Here is a 17,820-nt window from a genome sequence, read left to right as displayed (position 1 = left end):
AAACCCAGAGCCGACGCCTCAGCTGTTGCCGTTGCTCCGGCCTCTGCGGGCGCCGGGCTGCAAGCCCGGCACCCACCCTGGAACCTCAACAGCAGCGACCACCGTTGCGTCCGCCGTAGCGCGCTTCCTGGCGCTCGCGGAAGAACGTCTTGTAATCCATCGGCTCCTGGTCCGGATGTTTTTCCAGCATGTGCCGGACGTAGTTGTCGTAATCAGGAATGCCACAGCACAGTCGTGCGGTCTGCACCAGGCGCCGCCAGATACGGCGGTGTGCCTGGTACTGGCCGGCGGGAACCAGTTGCGTGCTCATCACAGATCCACCATTTCATGCGGCTTCAGCGCCACGTATGGGGTCTCGCGGTCGCTGCGCTGAGGATTGCGGCGGGCCGCCAGGATGGTCTTGATCGAATACACCAGCACTGCGCCCACCACCAGCAGGAACAGCGCGGTCAGGCCGGTGTTGACGTAGGCGTTGACCACGATCTGCTTCATCTGCGCCACCGACTTGGCCGGTGCCGAGATGGTGTCGCTGGCGAGGGCGGCCTGGAACTTGTGTGCCTGGGCCAGGAAGCCCTGCGCCGGATTGCTGTCGAAGATCTTGATGAAGCCGGCGTAGGTGGTGCAGATCAGCAGCCAGATGGCCGGCACGGCCGTCACCCACGCATAGCGGTCACGCTTCATCTTGAACAGCACCACCGTGCCCAGCATCAGTGCGATACCCGCCAGCATCTGGTTGGAGATGCCGAACAGCGGCCACAGCGTCTGGATGCCACCGAACGGATCGACCACGCCGGTGTAGAGCAGGTAGCCCCACAGCGCCACGCAGCCGGCGGTACCGATGATGTTGGCGGTCCACGATTCGGTCTTCTTCAGGGCCGGCACGAAGTTGCCCAGCAGGTCCTGCAGCATGAAGCGACCGGCACGGGTGCCAGCGTCGACTGCCGTGAGGATGAACAACGCTTCGAACAGGATCGCGAAGTGGTACCAGAACGCCATCATCGCGTCGCTGCCACTGGGAATCGCTTCGTGCAGGATCTGCGCGATGCCCACCGCCAGTGTCGGTGCGCCACCTGCGCGATGCAGGATGGTCGGCTCGCCAATGGCCGCCGCGGTCGCGGTCAGCTGCTCGGGCGTGATGGTGAAGCCCCAGGTGTTGGTGATGTAGTGCGCCGCCGAGGCCGCATCGGCACCGATCACCGCCGCCGGGCTGTTCATCGCGAAGTAGATGCCCGGATCGATGATCGAGGCCGCCACCAGCGCCATCACCGCCACGAACGATTCCATCAGCATGCCGCCGTAGCCGATGTAGCGCATGTGCGCTTCATTGGCCAGCAGCTTCGGCGTGGTGCCGGAGGAAATCAACGCGTGGAAACCGGAGACCGCACCGCAGGCGATGGTGATGAACAGGAACGGGAACATGCCGCCCTTCCACACCGGGCCATCACCACTGGCAGCGAACTGGGTCAGCGCCGGCATCTTCAGTTCCGGCATCACAATCAGGATGCCGACGGCCAGCGCGATGATGGTGCCGATCTTGAGGAAGGTCGACAGGTAATCGCGGGGGGCCAGCAGCAGCCACACCGGCAGCACCGAGGCAACGAAGCCGTAACCGATCAGCATCCAGGTGATCTGGGTGCCGGTGAAGGTGAAGGCCGGGCCCCAGACCGGATCGGCGGCGACCTTGCCGCCGTACCAGATCGCGGCCAGCAGCAGGATCAGGCCGACCACCGAAATCTCGCCGATCCTGCCGGGGCGGATGTAGCGCATGTACACGCCCATCAGGATCGCGATGGGCATCGTCGCGATCACCGTGAACATGCCCCACGGGCTTTCGGCCAGCGCCTTGACCACCACCATCGCCAGCACCGCCAGGATGATGATCATGATCAGGAACGCACCGAACAGCGCGATGGTGCCGGGCACCTGGCCCATCTCTTCCCGCACAAGATCGCCCAGGGAGCGGCCGTTGCGGCGGCTGGACAGGAACAGGACCATGAAGTCCTGCACCGCGCCGGCCAGCACCACGCCCACCACCAGCCACAGCAGGCCGGGCAGGTAGCCCATCTGTGCGGCCAGCACCGGTCCCACCAGCGGGCCGGCACCGGCAATGGCGGCGAAATGGTGACCGAACAGCACGTGCTTGTTGGTCGGCACGTAGTCCAGGCCATCGTTGTTGATCACCGCCGGGGTGGCCCGGGTCGGATCCAGCTGCATCACCTTGTTGGCGATGAACAGGCTGTAGAAGCGGTAGGCCACCAGGTACAGCGAAACGGCGGCGACGACGATCCACAGGGCATTGATGTGTTCGCCGCGGCGCAAGGCCACGGTGCCCAGACAGAAGGCGCCGAGCAGGGCGAGTACCGCCCAGCCTATTTTGGAAAACCCTTTCATGAGGTGCTCTCTCCCGGAAAGACAGTCAAAGAGTCCCGCGTGCCCTCGGCAGGGTCAATTGGCACAGGACGAATCGGCGGTAGTACTTTGGTCGTACGCTTGTTGTGCTGACATGCAGCGAACATCAGGGATGGAACAATCGGTTGCGGCGCCGTCCATTGGCGTGCGGCCATGTGGCGTCCATCTTCAGTGGCATCCATCCAACAGGAGTCGCCATGAGCTTTCCCGAACCGGTCCGCGTACTGCGGACCATCCGTGGCATGCCCACCTCCGACGGTGCCGGCGTGCGCCTGACCCGCGTCATCGGCGGCCCGACGCTGCCTGACCTGGACCCGTTCCTGCTGCTCGATGAATTCGGCACCGACCGTGCCGAGGACTACATCGCCGGCTTCCCGGAGCATCCGCATCGCGGTTTCGAGACCGTCACCTACATGCTCGACGGGCGCATGCGGCATCGCGACAACCACGGCAACGAGGGCCTGCTTACCCCGGGCAGCGTGCAGTGGATGACCGCAGGCCGTGGCCTGGTGCATTCGGAAATGCCCGAGCAGGAAAGCGGTCAGATGCGCGGCTTCCAGCTGTGGGTGAACCTGCCGGCGAAAGAGAAGATGACCGAGCCGAAGTACCAGGAGTTCGCGCCCGAGCGCATTCCCGTGGTGCAGCCGGACGCCGGCGTGGAAGTGAAGGTGATCGCCGGCAACGTGGATGGCACGCAGGGCCCGATCGTGCAGCCGGCCACCGATCCGCTGTACCTGGACATCACGCTGGCCCCGGATCGCGCCTGGACCTATGCCTTGCCGGAAGGGCACAACGCCTTCGCGTATGTGTTCGAAGGTGCGGTGACGGTGGGTGAGCAGGACGCGGCGCGCGACGTCGCCCGCCAGGAACTGGCGGTGCTGGGCGGTGGCGAGCAGCTGCATCTGTCGGCCGGCAGCGAGGGTGCGCGGCTGATCCTGGTGGCTGGTCGTCCGTTGCGAGAACCGGTGATGCGCCATGGCCCGTTCGTGATGAACACGCGGCAGGAACTGATGCAGGCCTTCGTCGATTTCCAGGAAGGCAAGTTCTGAGGCGGTGCCGGCCGTTGGCCGGCAACTGCCTGCGGTCACGGCGGATCGAGGTGCCGGCCAGCGGCCGGCACTACCGTCAGGTCGGCTCGCATTGCGGGGATGCTGCAAGGCAGTCATCCCCGCCATCGTCAGTTCCCGGCAGCCACGGCCGACGGGGTCAGGCTCATCCCCTGCGCCAGCTGTTGCAGCGAACCCAGTTCCTGCGCGCTGTCCGGATACAGCGAAATCTGCGCGTAACGCCCTTTGTCGAGCTTGACCACGCTGATGCGGCGCTCGGCATAACCGGGCGGCTGCTGGCCTCCCAGATCGGGCTGGTACCAGTACAGTGATTCTCCGCCGAAGCTGCCCTTTTCGTGGCGCAGCGAGCGGTTCAATGGAAGGTTGGGATCGCGTGCACTGAGCATCAGGCTCAGTACCTCGCGGCCATCGCTGGTGCTGGCGCGGCAGACCAGGAAATCGGCCTGTGCCTGCTGTTGCCACTGCAGGCCGCTGTTGGCCGGCAATGAAGGACATTCGGTGGGAGCCTGCGCGGCGGCCTGGGCCGCAGCGAACAGCAGGCTCGACAACACTACAGGCGCGAACTTCATGCATCCCCCAAGGTGGTGTGTCGTGGCTCCGTCGGATGGACCGGCGGCCTTGGCATCCCATCCCCGGATGCCCCGCCGGCCGGCATGTGCACGGACGGTCAACTCAACCTTAACGGAACGTGAGCGATCGCACAAATTGCGGTTACAAGCGTAACCATTGCGGCCGAGGGTCGGCCGCAATGGTCCGCACAGGCCTCAGCGGTCGTTGCCGAGCCACTTGTAGATGATGCCGCCGATCGCACCGCCCAGCAGGGGGGCGACCCAGAACAGCCACAGCTGGCTGACCGCCCCGCTGCCGGCGAAGAAGGCCACGGCGGTGGAGCGGGCCGGGTTCACCGAGGTGTTGGTGACCGGAATGCTGATCAGATGGATCAGGGTCAGCGACAGGCCGATCGCCAGCGGCGCGAAGCCAGCCGGTGCCTTGCCGTGGGTGGCGCCCATGATCACGATCAGGAACACGGCGGTCAGCACCACTTCGCACAGGAAGGCCGCCGCCACGCTGTAACCCCCGGGCGACAGCGCACCATAGCCATTGCTGGCGAACGCACCGGCCTGGCTGCCGTCGATGGCGAAGCCGCTGGCCCCCGAGGCGATCTGCAGCAGGATGAAGCCGGCCAACAGGCCACCAGCCACTTGGGCGATGATGTACGGCACCAGGTCCTTGGTCGGGAAGCGGCCACCGGCCCACAGGCCGACGCTGACCGCCGGATTGAAGTGCGCGCCGGAGATATGGCCGAACGCATAGGCGCCGGTCACCACGGTCAGGCCGAAGGCGAGCGCCACGCCGAGGAACCCGATACCCAGCGGATTGCTGTCACCGCCGAACTTGGCGGCCAGCACCGCACTGCCGCAGCCACCCAGAACCAGCCAGAACGTGCCGAGGAATTCGGCGGACAAGCGTTTACCCATGCTCATGTGTTGCACTCCTTTGACGGTCGAAAGTGTGATTTATGTCACATTTCAATGATCAGCGGGTGACTGTAGCGTCAACGCCGGGTGCAGGCATACACCGTCGGACGTGTGCAACACGCGATGTTCAGTACTGCGGCAGCGGGATGAATTCCTTGTCGTCGCCCGGAATGGTCCCGAAGCGGCCGGCCTCCCAATCGTGCTTGGCCTGCTCGATGCGTTCCTTCGAGCTGGACACGAAGTTCCACCACAGGTGACGCGGGCCATCCAGCGGCTCGCCACCGAACAGCATCGCCTTCACCGGCGTCTTCGCGCGCAGGCGGCCGCGTGCGCCGGCTTCGGGAATCACCAGATGCTGTGCAGGGATGTCCACGCCATCCAGCTGTGCGTCGCCTTCGAGGATGTACAGCGCGCGCTCGCGGTGGCCGTCGTCGATATCGATCTCCGCATCCGGGTCGAGATCGATTGCCACGTTGAGGGTGTCGGCGAACACCTTCACCGGCGATTCCTCGCCATAGGCGCGGCCGGCGATGACGCGCAGCCAGGCACCGTTGCGGCGCTGCTCGGGCAGGGTGGCCGCGGCGTGGTGGTAGAACGCCGGCTCGATCTCTTCATGTGACTTCGGCAGCGCCACCCAGGTCTGCATGCCGTGGATCGGGTTGTCGTGATCGCGGTCCGGTTGCGGCGTGCGCTCGGAATGGGCGATGCCGCGGCCAGCGGTCATCCAGTTGACGTCTCCGGGGCGGATCACCTGGTCCGAACCGAGTGTGTCGCGATGGCCGATGGCGCCCGACCACAGGTAGGTGACGGTGGCCAGGCCGATATGCGGATGCGGGCGCACGTCGATGGCCGTGCCGGGATGCATGAGCGCCGGGCCCATCTGGTCGACGAACACGAACGAGCCGATGCTGCGCGCCTGCAGGGTGGGGACGGCGCGACGGACTTCGAGTCCGCCGATGTCGTGCACGCGCGGGGCGATGATGGTGGTCATGCGGGCGTTCTCGCTGGCAGGGATCAGGTGATCAGCATCGCATGCGGCTGTGACGGGGACATGCCCCGTATGGGTAACAGGGCGTTCCAGCCAACGGCGCAGCCCCTCGTGGCTGTGGGGTTGGTCGCGTAAAGCAAAAGCCGCGCTTGGCCGGGCGGGGTGGGTTCGCGGGGGACGCCGTGAATCCGTCCGTGGAGGCTTGGCCGCGGCATCCATGCCGCGGACACCCCCGCGAATCCACCCCGCCCGACCTCTGACAGTTTCCGTGTGCGTCCAGCCACGGAGAAGAAAAAAGAAAATCAAAATCAAACGCCGGTCGCTTCGCTCCTGGTGGCGACCAAGGTCGACACCCACCAGTTCGTAATGATCCGTGCCGAACAAGGTCGACACCTACAGCCATCGCAGTTCACCCACCGTCACCGGGAAACTGTCAGGGGTGGGGCGGTGTCGGGTTGCGGGGTGTCCGCGGCATGGATGCCGCGGCCAAGCCCCCAAGGACGGGTTTACGGCGTCCCCGCAACCCGACACCGTCCCGCCCAACAAACAGAAAAGCCAGAGCCGGCTGTTGCTCTGGCTCTGGCTCTGGCTTCGGCGGTTGCCTCTGCGGGCGCCGGGCCGCAGGCCCGGCCGATAAACTCAAACCACTGGTTCGCGCAGGGCGGGGTTGTCCCAGCCCGGGCGCGGGGCGAAACGGTCGCCGTGGCGCTGCTGCAATGCCTTCAACCGTTCGACGATCGCATCGGCTCCCACTGCGCGGATGTGCTGGATCGGACCGCCGCGGAACGGGGCAAAGCCGGTACCGAAGATCACGCCGGCATCCAGCAGGTCCGCATCGGCCACAACGCCTTCGTGCAGGCACGCCACCGCCTCGTTCAACAGCGGCAGGATCAGGCGGTCCTCAAGATCGGCCGGGGCCTGGTAATCGCTGGCCACGTCCGGCTTCTTCGGCTTGCCGTTTTCCCAGGTATAGATGCCCTGGCCGTCCTTCTTGCCGCGCTTGTCCGGCTCCACCGTCTGCAAGGCTGCTGGAATCTGCAGGCCCAGGAACGGCGCCAGTTCGCGGCCGACGCCGGCGGCCACGTCCAGGCCGACGGTGTCGATCAGTTCGATCGGGCCCATCGGCATGCCGAACTTCACCGCGGCCCTGTCGATCACCGGGCCCGGAATGCCTTCGGCATATGCGGTGGCGGCTTCCAGCATGTACGGGAACAGCACGCGGTTGACCAGGAAGCCCGGGCTGCCGGCCACCGGTACCGGGAACTTGCCCAGCGCCTTGCAGAACGCGGCCAGGCGGCGCTCGGTCTCCGGCGCCATGCCGTCGTGGTGGATGATCTCCACCAGTGGCATCTGCGCCACCGGGTTGAAGTAGTGTAGGCCAGCAAACTGCGCCGGGCGCTGGATGTGGTCGCGCAGTTCCACCAGCGGAATCGACGAGGTGTTGGTGGTCAGCAGCGCGTCCAGCTTCATCTTCGGTTCCAGCGTCTGGTACAGCGCACGCTTGGCTTCCGGGTTCTCGATGATCGCTTCGATCACCAGGTCGGCCTCGGCCACGCCGTTGCCTTCCAGGTCGGCACGCAGGCGCGCGGCCACGGCGGGGCGCTTGCTCTCGTCGCGCACCTTCTTGGCGAACAGCGCCTGCGCGCGCTCCATGGCCGGGTCGATGAAGCGCTGCTCGCGGTCCTGGAGAGTCACTTCAAAGCCCTTGTAGGCGGCCCAGGCGGCGATGTCACCGCCCATCACGCCGGCGCCGACCACGTGCACGTGGCGGATGCCGGAATCACCACCACCGAGGCCCTTCAGGCGTTCGGTGAGGAAGAAAATGCGGATCAGGTTGCGCGCGGTCGGGGTGCTGGCCAGCTTCACCACCGCGCGGCGCTCGGCGTCCAAACGCGCCTGGATCGGCTTGCCGCCACTGCGCTGCCAGGTGCTGATCAGCGCGTAGGGCGCCGGATACTGGTCCTTCTTGGCCTTGCGTGCGACCTGCTTGACCATCTGCGGTGCCAGCAGCGTGCGTGCCAGCCAGGTGTTGGTGGCCCAGGCCGTCGCGCGCTGCTTGAACGGGCGCGTGGTGCCGGACAGCGCCAGCGCCACGGCGGTGTCGAGCACCACGGCCGGTGCCACCACCTTGTCCACCAGCCCGATGCCACGCGCGGCCGAGGCCGACAGCGTACGGCCGGTCAGCATCATGTCCATTGCCGCTGGCGCGCCGACCAGCTGCGGCAGGCGCGCGCTGCCGCCCCAGCCCGGGAAGATGCCCAGCTGGGTTTCCGGCAGGCCGATGCGGGTGCTGCTGTCATTGGAGGCCACGCGATAGCGGCAGGCCAGCGCCAGCTCGGTGCCGCCGCCCAGGCAATGGCCGTGGATGGCCGCCACGGTGGGGCAGGGCAGCTCGGCCAGCTTCTGGTAGGTAGCCTGGCCGCGGCGGATGGCGTCGTTGACGGTGCCGCGACGGTCGAACTCCTGGAACTCCTTCAGGTCCGCCCCGGCAATGAAGCCGGCTTTCTTCAGCGACTGGATCACCACGCCCTTGGGCGGGTCCAGTGCAATGCGCTCAAGCAGGTCACCCAGTTCCAGCAGCACATCCTGCGACATGGCATTGACGCTGCTGTCCTGGCGATCCAGGGAGAGGACCACCACGCCGTCGTCGCGGATCTCGGGGTGCCAGTGGCTGAAGCGGAGACCATCGAAGCCTGAGAGCATGGACGTTCCATCCGGTTGTGTATGGAGAAGCGGCTATGATCCAGAGGTTGTTTCCCCCGCGTCAAATCCCAATAGCAGGGGAGTGGCGACCCCGGATCCATGGCCGTGGACCGGAACGCTAACGGAACGGTGGTTAAAAGCTGGTGCGGCGCCGGGTGATCGGCGACTGAACTTTTCCCGGGATTGGCAGTCTCATTGCCCGACGTCGGTTGGGCTGACAGGAGTGCGGCCCCTCATGGCCGAGGTTGATACACCACAGGAGCTGGATCTGGAACTGGTCCGGCGCGTGCAGCACGGCGAGAGCGCCGCGTTCGATGTCCTGGTGCGCAAGTACCAGCATCGCGTGGTGGCCCTTGTCGGCCGCTACATCGCCGACTGGAGCGAATGTCAGGACGTCGCCCAGGACACTTTCATCCGCGCCTATCGCGCGATCGGAAGTTTCCGTGGCGACGCCCAGTTCTCAACCTGGTTGCATCGAATCGCCGTGAATACCGCCAAAAACTACCTGGCTTCACACAATCGACGGCCACCGACCGATGACATCGACATCGGCGATGCCGAACAGTTCGACAGTGGTACGCGCCTGCGCGACACCGACACGCCCGAACGCGAGTTGATGCGCCAGGAGCTGGAACAGACGGTGATGAAGGCCGTCAACGCGCTGCCGGAAGAGCTCCGGTCGGCGATCACCCTGCGCGAGGTGGAAGGCCTGAGCTACGAGGAAATCGCGCAGAAAATGGGGTGCCCGATCGGCACCGTGCGTTCACGGATCTTCCGGGCGCGCGAGGCGATCGACACCGAACTCCGGCCGCTGTTGGATATCGGCAGCGCCACCCGTGAGAAGAGCCGCGTATGACCAGTAACCCGTTCAACGAATCGCAGAACCATCAATCGCCCGCCGGGCAGCGCCTGGACCAGCGCCATCGCGAGCAGCTGTCGGCCCTGGTCGATGGCGAGCTGGGCGCCGATGAAGCGCGCTTCCTGCTGCGGCGGATGGAGCATGACCCCGAACTGGCCGGCTGCCAGGAGCGCTGGCAGCTGCTGGGCGACGTGATGCGTGGGCAGGCGTCGGCACTGGCCCCGGCCGGGTTCAGTTCCGCCGTGGCTGCTGCCATCGCCGCCGAGCCTGCGCCGCAGGCCGAGCCGCGCCGTCAGGTGCGTCGCAGTGGCTGGCGGGCCTGGGGCGGTGGTGCCGCACTGGCCGCTTCAGTGGCAGCGGTGGCGCTGTTCATGGGCGGTGAGAAGCTGAAGGAAGCCACCCCGGGCGAGCCGTTGGCACCTCAGGTGATCGCCAGCCAGGCGGAGCTGCCGACCGTGCCGACCGATCCTGCCCCGGTTACCGAAGCCTCTGCAGACACGGCCGCGATGGCTGTGGCGGCGGCTCCCGCCCTGGCGATGGCCACTGCCGGTCGCCGCCAGGACACCCGCCGCGCCAGTGCCACCCGCAGCCAGCAGGCCGCGCGTGCCGCCCAGCGTGAGGACGTGCCGCAACGCGCGGTGGCTGCTGCGCAGGCGCCGCTGACCCCGACCATACCGGCCAATGGCAGCCGCAACATGCCGTTTGGCGAGGTCGGTGGGCTGCAGGCGCGGCCGTGGCCGCGTTCCAGCCTGGCGCCTGCCGCCGGCGGCGCGCTCAATGCCAGCTTCCCGGCCCATACCGGTGGCGCCGCCTTCTACCCGTTCGAGCCGCGCCTGCAGGACGACCTGCCGGTGCCGCCGCGCCCGCGCGACTGAGCCGGGCGCTTTCACGCCCCGCCGTCAGCGGGGCCCGTATTCCTCTTTCCATCCGATCCGGAGGTTGCCGTCCGATGACTCCCCGACTCCGCACGCAGGCCATGGGCCTGTTGGCCCTGACCCTGCCGCTGGTGGCCTGCGCGCAGGCACCGGCTCCGGCCGCCCCGACCCAGGCTGCTCCAGCCACCGCGCCAAGGGCACCGGCACAGCCGCTGGTTACCGGCCTGCCCGATTTCACCAACCTTGTTGAACAGGTCGGGCCGGGTGTGGTCAACGTCGACACCACCATCGTCCGCACCAACCGCCAGGCTTCGCGGGGCCCGATGGGCGGTGACGACGACATGCCGGAGTTCTTCCGTCGCTTCTTCGGCCCGGACTTCCCGATGCCGGGGCAGGGCCCGGGCGGCCCGGACGGTGGCCCCAGCATCAAGGGCCGCGGCATGGGCTCGGGCTTCATCATTTCGCCCGATGGCTATGTGCTGACCAACTACCACGTGGTGGCCGATGCCAGCGACGTGAAGGTCAAGCTGGGCGACAGCCGTGAGTTCAACGCCAAGGTGGTGGGCAGCGACCAGCAGTACGACGTGGCGCTGCTGAAGATCGATGGCAAGAACCTGCCGACCGTGCGCGTGGGTGATTCCAATACGCTGAAGCCCGGCCAGTGGGTTGTCGCGATCGGCTCGCCGTTCGGTCTCGACCATTCGGTCACCGCCGGTATCGTCAGTGCACTGGGGCGTAGCACGGGTGGCGCCGACCAGCGCTACGTGCCGTTCATCCAGACCGACGTGGCGATCAACCAGGGCAACTCCGGCGGTCCGTTGCTGAACACCCGCGGCGAAGTGGTCGGCATCAACTCGCAGATCTTCTCCGCCTCCGGCGGCTACATGGGCATCAGCTTCGCGATCCCGATCGACCTGGCGATGAGCGCGGTCGAGCAGATCAAAAAGAGTGGCAAGGTCACCCGTGGCCAGCTGGGTGCGGTGGTCGAGCCGATCGATGCGCTGAAGGCGCAGGGCCTGGGCCTGCCCGACAGCCGTGGCGCGCTGGTCAACCAGATCGTCGCCGGCAGTGCCGCAGAGAAGGCCGGTGTGCAGATCGGCGACGTGGTGCGTTCGGTCAACGGCAGCCCGGTCAACAGCTGGTCCGACCTGCCGCCGCTGATCGGTGCGATGGCACCGGGCAGCCGGGTCACGCTGGGGGTGATCCGCGACGGCAAGCCGCGCGACCTCAGCGCCACGCTCACGGCGCTGAGCGAAGACGGTCAGGGCAATGCCCGTGCGGCGTCTGCCGCCAGGCCCGATGCGGCACCGCAGGCCGGCGCCAATGCCCTGCTGGGGCTGGACGTGAGCGACCTGACCGCACCGCAGCGCAAGCAGTTCGGCCTGGATGGCAACGAAGGCGTGCGCATCACCGGAGTCAAGGGCCAGGCGGCGCGTGATGCCGGCCTGTCCCCGGGCATGGTGATCCTGCAGGTCGGCCGTACCCCGGTCGGCAGCGTGGAGAGCCTGAACCGGGCGCTGTCCAGCTACAAGAAGGACGACGTGGTGATGCTGCTGGTGCGCACCGGCAACGGCAACAGCGCCTTCGTGGCGGTCAAGGCCGGCCAGTAAGGCCCGCCGGGGCCGCTTCGGCGGCCCCTGTGTCTCCCCTGAAGCCCCGCCCTGGCGGGGCTTCGGCCTTTCCGGGCGGGGCCCGAGCAGTCCGCTTTCGCGGTGGGGCGCCGGGCATGCGATAATCGACCGTTACCCTGACGACGCCGCGCGCCGCCGCCACCTATGTCTTCTGATTCGATGCGGAACATCCGCAACTTCTCCATCATCGCCCATGTCGACCACGGCAAGTCCACGCTGGCCGACCGCATCATCCAGCTCTGTGGTGGCCTGCAGGCCCGCGAGATGGAAGCGCAGGTGCTCGACTCCAACCCGATCGAGCGCGAGCGCGGCATCACGATCAAGGCGCAGTCGGTGTCGTTGCCGTACCTGGCCAAGGACGGGCAGACCTACCATCTGAACTTCATCGACACCCCCGGCCACGTCGACTTCTCCTATGAAGTCAGTCGCTCGCTGGCCGCCTGCGAAGGCGCGCTGCTGGTGGTCGATGCGGCCCAGGGCGTGGAAGCGCAGTCCGTGGCCAACTGCTACACCGCGGTGGAGCAGGGCCTGGAAGTGGTGCCGGTGATCAACAAGATCGACCTGCCGACCGCCGACATCGAGCGCGCCAAGGCCGAGATCGAGGCCGTGATCGGCATCGACGCCTCCGACGCCGTGCCGGTCAGTGCCAAGACCGGCCTGAACGTGCAGGACGTGCTGGAAGCGATCGTGCATCGCATCCCGCCGCCGACACCGCGCGACACCGAGAAGCTGCAGGCGCTGATCATCGACTCCTGGTTCGACAACTACCTGGGCGTGGTCTCGCTGGTACGCGTGATGCAGGGCGAGATCAAGGCCGGTGACAAGCTGCAGGTGATGTCCACCGGCCGCAATCACCAGGTCGACAACGTCGGCGTGTTCACGCCGAAGCGGAAAGTGCTGCCTGCGCTGCGTGCCGGTGAAGTGGGCTGGGTCACCGCCAGCATCAAGGACGTGCACGGTGCGCCGGTCGGCGACACCCTGACCCTGGCCGGCGACCCGGCACCGAAGCCGCTGCCGGGCTTCCAGGAAATGCAGCCGCGCGTGTTCGCCGGTCTGTTCCCGGTCGATGCCGAAGATTACCCGGACCTGCGCGAAGCGCTGGACAAGCTGCGCCTGAACGATGCCGCGCTGCGTTTCGAGCCGGAAAGCTCCGAGGCGATGGGCTTCGGCTTCCGCTGCGGCTTCCTGGGCATGCTGCACATGGAAATCGTGCAGGAACGCCTGGAGCGCGAGTACAACCTGGACCTGATCAGCACCGCGCCGACGGTGGTGTATGAAGTCCTGAAGACCGATGGCTCGATCATCAACATGGACAACCCGGCGAAGCTGCCGCCGGTGAACCAGGTCGAGGAGATCCGCGAGCCGATCATCCGTGCCAACGTGCTCACTCCCGAGGAGTACATCGGCAACATCATCAAGCTGTGCGAAGAAAAGCGCGGCAGCCAGATCGGCATCAACTACCTGGGCAGCCAGGTGCAGATCAGCTATGAGCTGCCGATGGCCGAGGTGGTGCTGGACTTCTTCGACAAGCTGAAGTCGGTCAGCCGTGGCTACGCCTCGCTGGACTACCACTTCGTGCGCTTCGACGCCGGCCCGTTCGTGCGCGTGGACGTGCTGATCAACGGCGACAAGGTCGACGCACTGTCGCTGATCGTGCACCGCAGCCATGCCGACCGTCGTGGCCGCGAGCTGTGCGAGAAGATGAAGGACCTGATTCCGCGCCAGATGTTCGACGTCGCCATCCAGGCTGCGGTCGGCTCGCAGATCATCGCCCGTACCACGGTCAAGGCCATGCGCAAGAACGTGCTGGCCAAGTGCTATGGTGGCGACGTTTCGCGCAAGAAGAAGCTTCTGGAAAAGCAGAAGGAAGGCAAGAAGCGCATGAAGCAGGTCGGCCGCGTGGAGATCCCGCAGGAAGCGTTCCTGGCCGTGCTGCAGATGGACAACAAGTAATCCCGCACCGGCCCTGCGGGGCCGGTCGTCCGGTGACGTTGCAAAGGACCCTGAATGAAACTGTTTGAGATCCTCCTGGTCGTGCTGACCCTGGCCTCGGGCCTGATCCTGCTTGCGGACAAGCTGTACCTCGCCAAGCGTCGCGCCCAGCGCGCCGGCCTGCTCGATTCCGAGCCGGTGCTGGTGGATTACTCGCGTGCGTTCTTCCCGGTGCTGGCGATCGTGCTGATCGTGCGCAGCTTCATTGCCGAACCGTACAAGATCCCGTCCAGCTCGATGATGCCGAACCTGCTGATCGGCGATTTCATCCTGGTCAACAAGTTCTCCTACGGCCTGCGCCTGCCGATCAGCAACACCAGGATCGTGCCGTTCGGCGAGCCCTCGCGTGGCGACGTGGTGGTATTCCACTTCCCCGGCCACAGCGACAACGACCCGGCCAAGGGCGAGAACTTCATCAAGCGCGTGATCGGCGTGCCGGGTGACACCGTGGTCTTCGAAGGCGACGGCGTGATCCTCAATGGCGAGCCGCTGAAGTACGACAACAAGGGCATCTACGCCGGCCACAAGGGCCAGGGCGAAGGCGCCAACCTGCTGGTCGAGCACCTGCCGGGCCGCACCCACACCGTGCTGGAGACCGACTACCCGCGCGGCCAGGGCCAGTGGACGGTGCCGGCCGGCAAGTACCTGGTGATGGGCGACAACCGCGACAACAGCGACGACGGCCGTTTCTGGGGCCTGCTGCCGGAGGAGAACCTGCGCGGCAAGGCCTTCCTGATCTGGCTGAACTGCCAGGGCTGGTTCTGCAAGGATGGCTTCGAGCCGTCGCGGATCGGCTCGAGCATCAACTGATCGGGCATCAACTGAGTACCTTCACATCCAACGCGTATCTGGGGAGAACGCAATGAAGACGATGAACACGCAGCGCGGCATGACCCTGACCTCGTTCCTGACGGTCCTGATCGTGGTCGGTTTCTTCCTCTACATCGGCATGAAGCTGTTCCCGATGTACCAGGAGTACTACGCCGTGCGCTCGGCGATGAAGAGCCTGGCCAACGAGCCGGGCGTGGGCAGCATGGAGCCGTCGCGGATCCAGGACCTGTTCTTCAAGCGCCTGTACATCAACTACTCGGACAATGTGAAGCCGGCCAACGTGAAGTTCGACCGTCGCGACAATGGCTGGACCCTCAAGGTCAACTACGAAGTGCGTCGCCAGCTGATCGGCAACCTCGATGTGGTTGGCAAATTCGATTCTTCCCAGGACCTGACACGAAGCGGTGCCCAGTAAATTCATCCAACGTGGCGACCTGATCGGTCATGCCTTCAGCGACCCGGCCCTGCTCAAGCAGGCGCTGACGCATCGCAGTGCCGGTGCGCCGCACAACGAGCGCCTGGAGTTCCTCGGCGACAGCATCGTCAACATGATGGCGGCCGAGGCGTTGTACCGACGCTGGCCCAAGGCTGACGAAGGGGCGATGACCCGTGCCCGTGCCGAGCTGGTGCGCGAAGGTGCGTTGGCGGTGATCGCGCGCACCCTGCAGTTGGGCGAGCGGCTGACCCTGGGCCCGGGCGAAATGAAGTCCGGCGGTCATCGCCGCGACTCGATCCTGGCCGACGCAGTGGAAGCCGTGGTGGCTGCGATCTACCTGGATGCCGGCTTCGAGGCCTGCCGGGCGGTGGTACTGCCCTGGTTCAGCGCTTCGATCGAGGCGCTGCCGGCCTCCGGCCGTCCCGAGAAGGACCCCAAGACCCGCCTGCAGGAATGGCTGCAGGCCCGACAGAAGGCGTTGCCGCAGTATGAACTGGTGTCAGAATCCGGTGACGACCATGCCAAGCACTTCCGGGTACGCTGCAACGTAGCCGACCCGGCCGCCAGCACCGAGGGCGAAGGCGCCTCGCGGCGGCTTGCCGAACAACAGGCGGCTGCGGCCGTCCTAGAACAACTGGATTCCAAGTGAGCGAACAAACTCCTCATCATTGCGGCAGCGTGGCCGTCATCGGCCGCCCGAACGTGGGCAAGTCGACCCTGACCAATGCCCTGGTCGGTGCGAAGGTCAGCATCGTTTCCAACCGTCCGCAGACCACGCGCCATCGCCTGCTGGGCATCGCCACCTACCCGGAAGGCCAGCTGGTGCTGGTTGATACCCCCGGCCTGCACAAGGTGCAGAAGCGGGCGATGAACCGGGTGATGAACCGTGCCGCGCGCGGCTCGCTGGAGGGCGTCGATGCCGGCCTGCTGGTGATCGAGGCCGGTCGCTGGGATGAAGAAGACAGCCTGGCCTTCAATGTGCTGCGCGATGCCGGCATTCCGGTGGTGCTGGTGGTCAACAAGATCGATCGCCTGAAGGAAAAGGGCGCGCTGCTGCCGTTCCTGCAGCAGGTGACCGAAGGCCGTGATTTCGCTGCCGTGCATCCGATCTCGGCGCAGAAGCGCAATGGCCTGGAAGCGTTGGTGCGCGACGTGCTGAAGCTGCTTCCGGAAGCGCCGCCGATGTTCGGCGAGGACGAGATCACCGACCGCAGCCAGCGTTTCCTGGCCGGCGAGCTGGTACGCGAGCAGCTGATGCGCCAGCTCGGCGAAGAGCTGCCGTACGCTACCACCGTTGAGATCGAGCGCTTCACCGAGGACGGCAACCTGTTGCGCATCGGCGCGGTGATCTGGGTCGAGCGCGAAGGCCAGAAGGCCATCGTGATCGGCAAGGGCGGCGCCCGCCTCAAGGAGATCGGCGCCAAGTCCCGCCTGCAGATGGAGCGTCTGTTCGGGGCCAAGGTGTTCCTTGAGACCTGGGTGCGCGTGCGTGAAGGCTGGTCCGATGACGAGGCCGCGCTGAAGGCCTTCGGTTACGAGTAAGCCGTTGCGGTCGCTTCGATGATGATCGAGGACGACACCGGCTTCGTGCTGCATGCGCGGGCCTACCGCGAGACCAGCCTGCTGGTCGAGGTGTTGAGCGCGCAGCATGGCCGCGTCGGCCTGCTCGCGCGTGGTGTGTCAACCGCCAAGGGCCAGGTGCTGCGCGCTGCCCTGCAGCCATTGCAGTGGATCCGCTTCAGCGCCCAGCAGCGCGGTGAACTGGCCCAGTTGCGCGGCGCTGAAGCGCTGGATGCGGCCCCGCGCCTGGTCGGCCAGGCGATGCTGGCCGGCTTCTATCTGAGTGAACTGACCCTGCGCCTGGCACCTCGCCAGGATCCGTTGCCTGAGTTGTATCTGGCCTATGGCGAAGCGCGCGCACGGCTGGCGGTCGGTGCCGGCCTGGCCTGGACGCTGCGTCGTTTCGAGCGCGAGCTGCTGACCGCGCTGGGCCTGGGTTTCGAACTGGACAGTGCCAGCGACGGCCAGCCGATCGACCCGGCCGCGCGCTACGAGCTGGACCCACAGGAAGGCGCGCAGCGCCTGCTCAGTGAGCGTGGTGGGGAACGCCGGGCGGCGGCCACTGGCTCGGCGCTGCTGGCGTTGGCGGCCGACGAAGAGCCCGCTGCCGCCGACCTGGCCAGCCTGCGCCTGCCGATGCGGCGGGTGCTGGCCCATCACCTCGGGCCACGCGGCCTGAAGTCCTGGGAAATGCTCGAGCAGCTCGCGCCCCGCAGGTAGGGGGTGTTCGGCAGGGCTTGCAGCCCTGCACCTGCCGAGGCCAAAGCAACAGCAACAACAACAGCATGCATTCCGTGGGATGGCGGGGTGGGTCCGGTTGCGGGGGGCGCTGCAAGTCCCCCTCCGGGGTCCGGCCCAGCCGCTGGCGGCTGTGCGTTCGGGCGCTTGCGAAGCAGTGCTTCGCAAGCAAAGCGCCCTCACCCATGTAAGCTCGGTCGCCGCTTGCTCGTGTGCGCTGTCCTGCGCACACGGCAAGACCGGGGTTGGGCGT

General features: G+C 66.5%; 16 protein-coding genes. 10 read left to right on the top strand and 6 right to left on the bottom strand.

Going from position 1 to position 17,820, the window contains the following annotated elements:
* Window positions 1–85 precede the first annotated feature (85 nt).
* Window positions 86–310 carry a YbdD/YjiX family protein gene (locus tag AC5P6X_RS18500; RefSeq protein ID WP_005410613.1) on the bottom strand — a complete coding sequence of 75 codons (225 nt, stop codon included), beginning with the start codon at window positions 308–310 and terminating at the stop codon, window positions 86–88.
* A complete protein-coding gene (locus AC5P6X_RS18495; RefSeq protein WP_329757084.1) occupies window positions 310–2,391 on the bottom strand; it encodes a carbon starvation CstA family protein in 2,082 nt (693 codons plus the stop codon). The genes AC5P6X_RS18500 and AC5P6X_RS18495 overlap by 1 nt, the downstream gene beginning before the upstream one ends.
* 215 nt (window positions 2,392–2,606) lie before the next feature.
* Here AC5P6X_RS18495 and AC5P6X_RS18490 point away from each other — a divergent pair, with 215 nt between their 5' ends.
* Window positions 2,607–3,458, top strand: coding sequence for a pirin family protein (locus AC5P6X_RS18490; RefSeq protein ID WP_005410611.1), 852 nt, complete (start codon window positions 2,607–2,609; stop codon window positions 3,456–3,458).
* Window positions 3,459–3,586: 128 nt separating this feature from the next.
* Here the strand turns inward: AC5P6X_RS18490 and AC5P6X_RS18485 are convergent, their stop codons facing one another.
* The 4 genes from AC5P6X_RS18485 to AC5P6X_RS18470 all read right to left on the bottom strand — a co-directional run bounded on the left by AC5P6X_RS18485 (window position 3,587) and on the right by AC5P6X_RS18470 (window position 8,645).
* Window positions 3,587–4,045: a hypothetical protein gene (locus AC5P6X_RS18485; RefSeq protein ID WP_005410610.1), complete on the bottom strand. Its 459-nt coding sequence runs from the start codon at window positions 4,043–4,045 to the stop codon at window positions 3,587–3,589.
* Between the two features lie 195 nt (window positions 4,046–4,240).
* Window positions 4,241–4,960, bottom strand: a complete 720-nt coding sequence (aqpZ, locus tag AC5P6X_RS18480; RefSeq protein WP_005414195.1) for an aquaporin Z — start codon at window positions 4,958–4,960, stop codon at window positions 4,241–4,243.
* A 121-nt stretch (window positions 4,961–5,081) separates the two neighbouring features.
* Entirely contained in the window at window positions 5,082–5,945 is an 864-nt protein-coding gene (locus AC5P6X_RS18475; protein WP_005410608.1) for a pirin family protein, read from the bottom strand.
* A gap of 636 nt (window positions 5,946–6,581) precedes the next feature.
* A complete protein-coding gene (locus tag AC5P6X_RS18470; protein WP_043034534.1) occupies window positions 6,582–8,645 on the bottom strand; it encodes a 3-hydroxyacyl-CoA dehydrogenase NAD-binding domain-containing protein in 2,064 nt (687 codons plus the stop codon).
* A gap of 235 nt (window positions 8,646–8,880) precedes the next feature.
* On the opposite strand from AC5P6X_RS18470, the gene rpoE reads away from it, so the two are divergent.
* The 9 genes from rpoE to recO all read left to right on the top strand — a co-directional run bounded on the left by rpoE (window position 8,881) and on the right by recO (window position 17,549).
* Complete coding sequence (gene rpoE, locus AC5P6X_RS18465; RefSeq protein WP_005414197.1) at window positions 8,881–9,501, top strand: RNA polymerase sigma factor RpoE; 621 nt, start codon at window positions 8,881–8,883, stop codon at window positions 9,499–9,501.
* Window positions 9,498–10,379, top strand: coding sequence for a sigma-E factor negative regulatory protein (locus AC5P6X_RS18460; protein WP_049402273.1), 882 nt, complete (start codon window positions 9,498–9,500; stop codon window positions 10,377–10,379). The genes rpoE and AC5P6X_RS18460 overlap by 4 nt, the downstream gene beginning before the upstream one ends.
* Window positions 10,380–10,453: 74 nt before the next feature.
* Complete coding sequence (locus tag AC5P6X_RS18455; RefSeq protein WP_005410604.1) at window positions 10,454–11,989, top strand: DegQ family serine endoprotease; 1,536 nt, start codon at window positions 10,454–10,456, stop codon at window positions 11,987–11,989.
* 180 nt (window positions 11,990–12,169) lie between these two features.
* Window positions 12,170–13,963: a translation elongation factor 4 gene (lepA, locus tag AC5P6X_RS18450; RefSeq protein ID WP_005410603.1), complete on the top strand. Its 1,794-nt coding sequence runs from the start codon at window positions 12,170–12,172 to the stop codon at window positions 13,961–13,963.
* Window positions 13,964–14,017: 54 nt separating this feature from the next.
* Entirely contained in the window at window positions 14,018–14,812 is a 795-nt protein-coding gene (lepB, locus tag AC5P6X_RS18445) for a signal peptidase I (protein ID WP_005410602.1), read from the top strand.
* 52 nt (window positions 14,813–14,864) lie between these two features.
* Window positions 14,865–15,248: a DUF4845 domain-containing protein gene (locus AC5P6X_RS18440; RefSeq protein ID WP_005410601.1), complete on the top strand. Its 384-nt coding sequence runs from the start codon at window positions 14,865–14,867 to the stop codon at window positions 15,246–15,248.
* Window positions 15,238–15,918 (top strand): ribonuclease III, encoded by a 681-nt coding sequence (gene rnc, locus AC5P6X_RS18435; RefSeq protein WP_005410600.1) that lies wholly within the window; start codon window positions 15,238–15,240, stop codon window positions 15,916–15,918. Before AC5P6X_RS18440 ends, rnc begins: the two co-directional genes overlap by 11 nt.
* Window positions 15,915–16,811: a GTPase Era gene (era, locus tag AC5P6X_RS18430; RefSeq protein ID WP_005410599.1), complete on the top strand. Its 897-nt coding sequence runs from the start codon at window positions 15,915–15,917 to the stop codon at window positions 16,809–16,811. The genes rnc and era overlap by 4 nt, the downstream gene beginning before the upstream one ends.
* Window positions 16,812–16,829: 18 nt before the next feature.
* Entirely contained in the window at window positions 16,830–17,549 is a 720-nt protein-coding gene (recO, locus tag AC5P6X_RS18425; protein ID WP_005410598.1) for a DNA repair protein RecO, read from the top strand.
* The last annotated feature ends 271 nt before the right edge of the window (window positions 17,550–17,820 follow it).

The organism is Stenotrophomonas sp. YJH_SMC_40 (assembly GCF_059368615.1).
The sequence above is the reverse complement of the archived record's forward strand: the minus strand, read 5'-3'. Positions and strand labels throughout refer to the sequence as shown.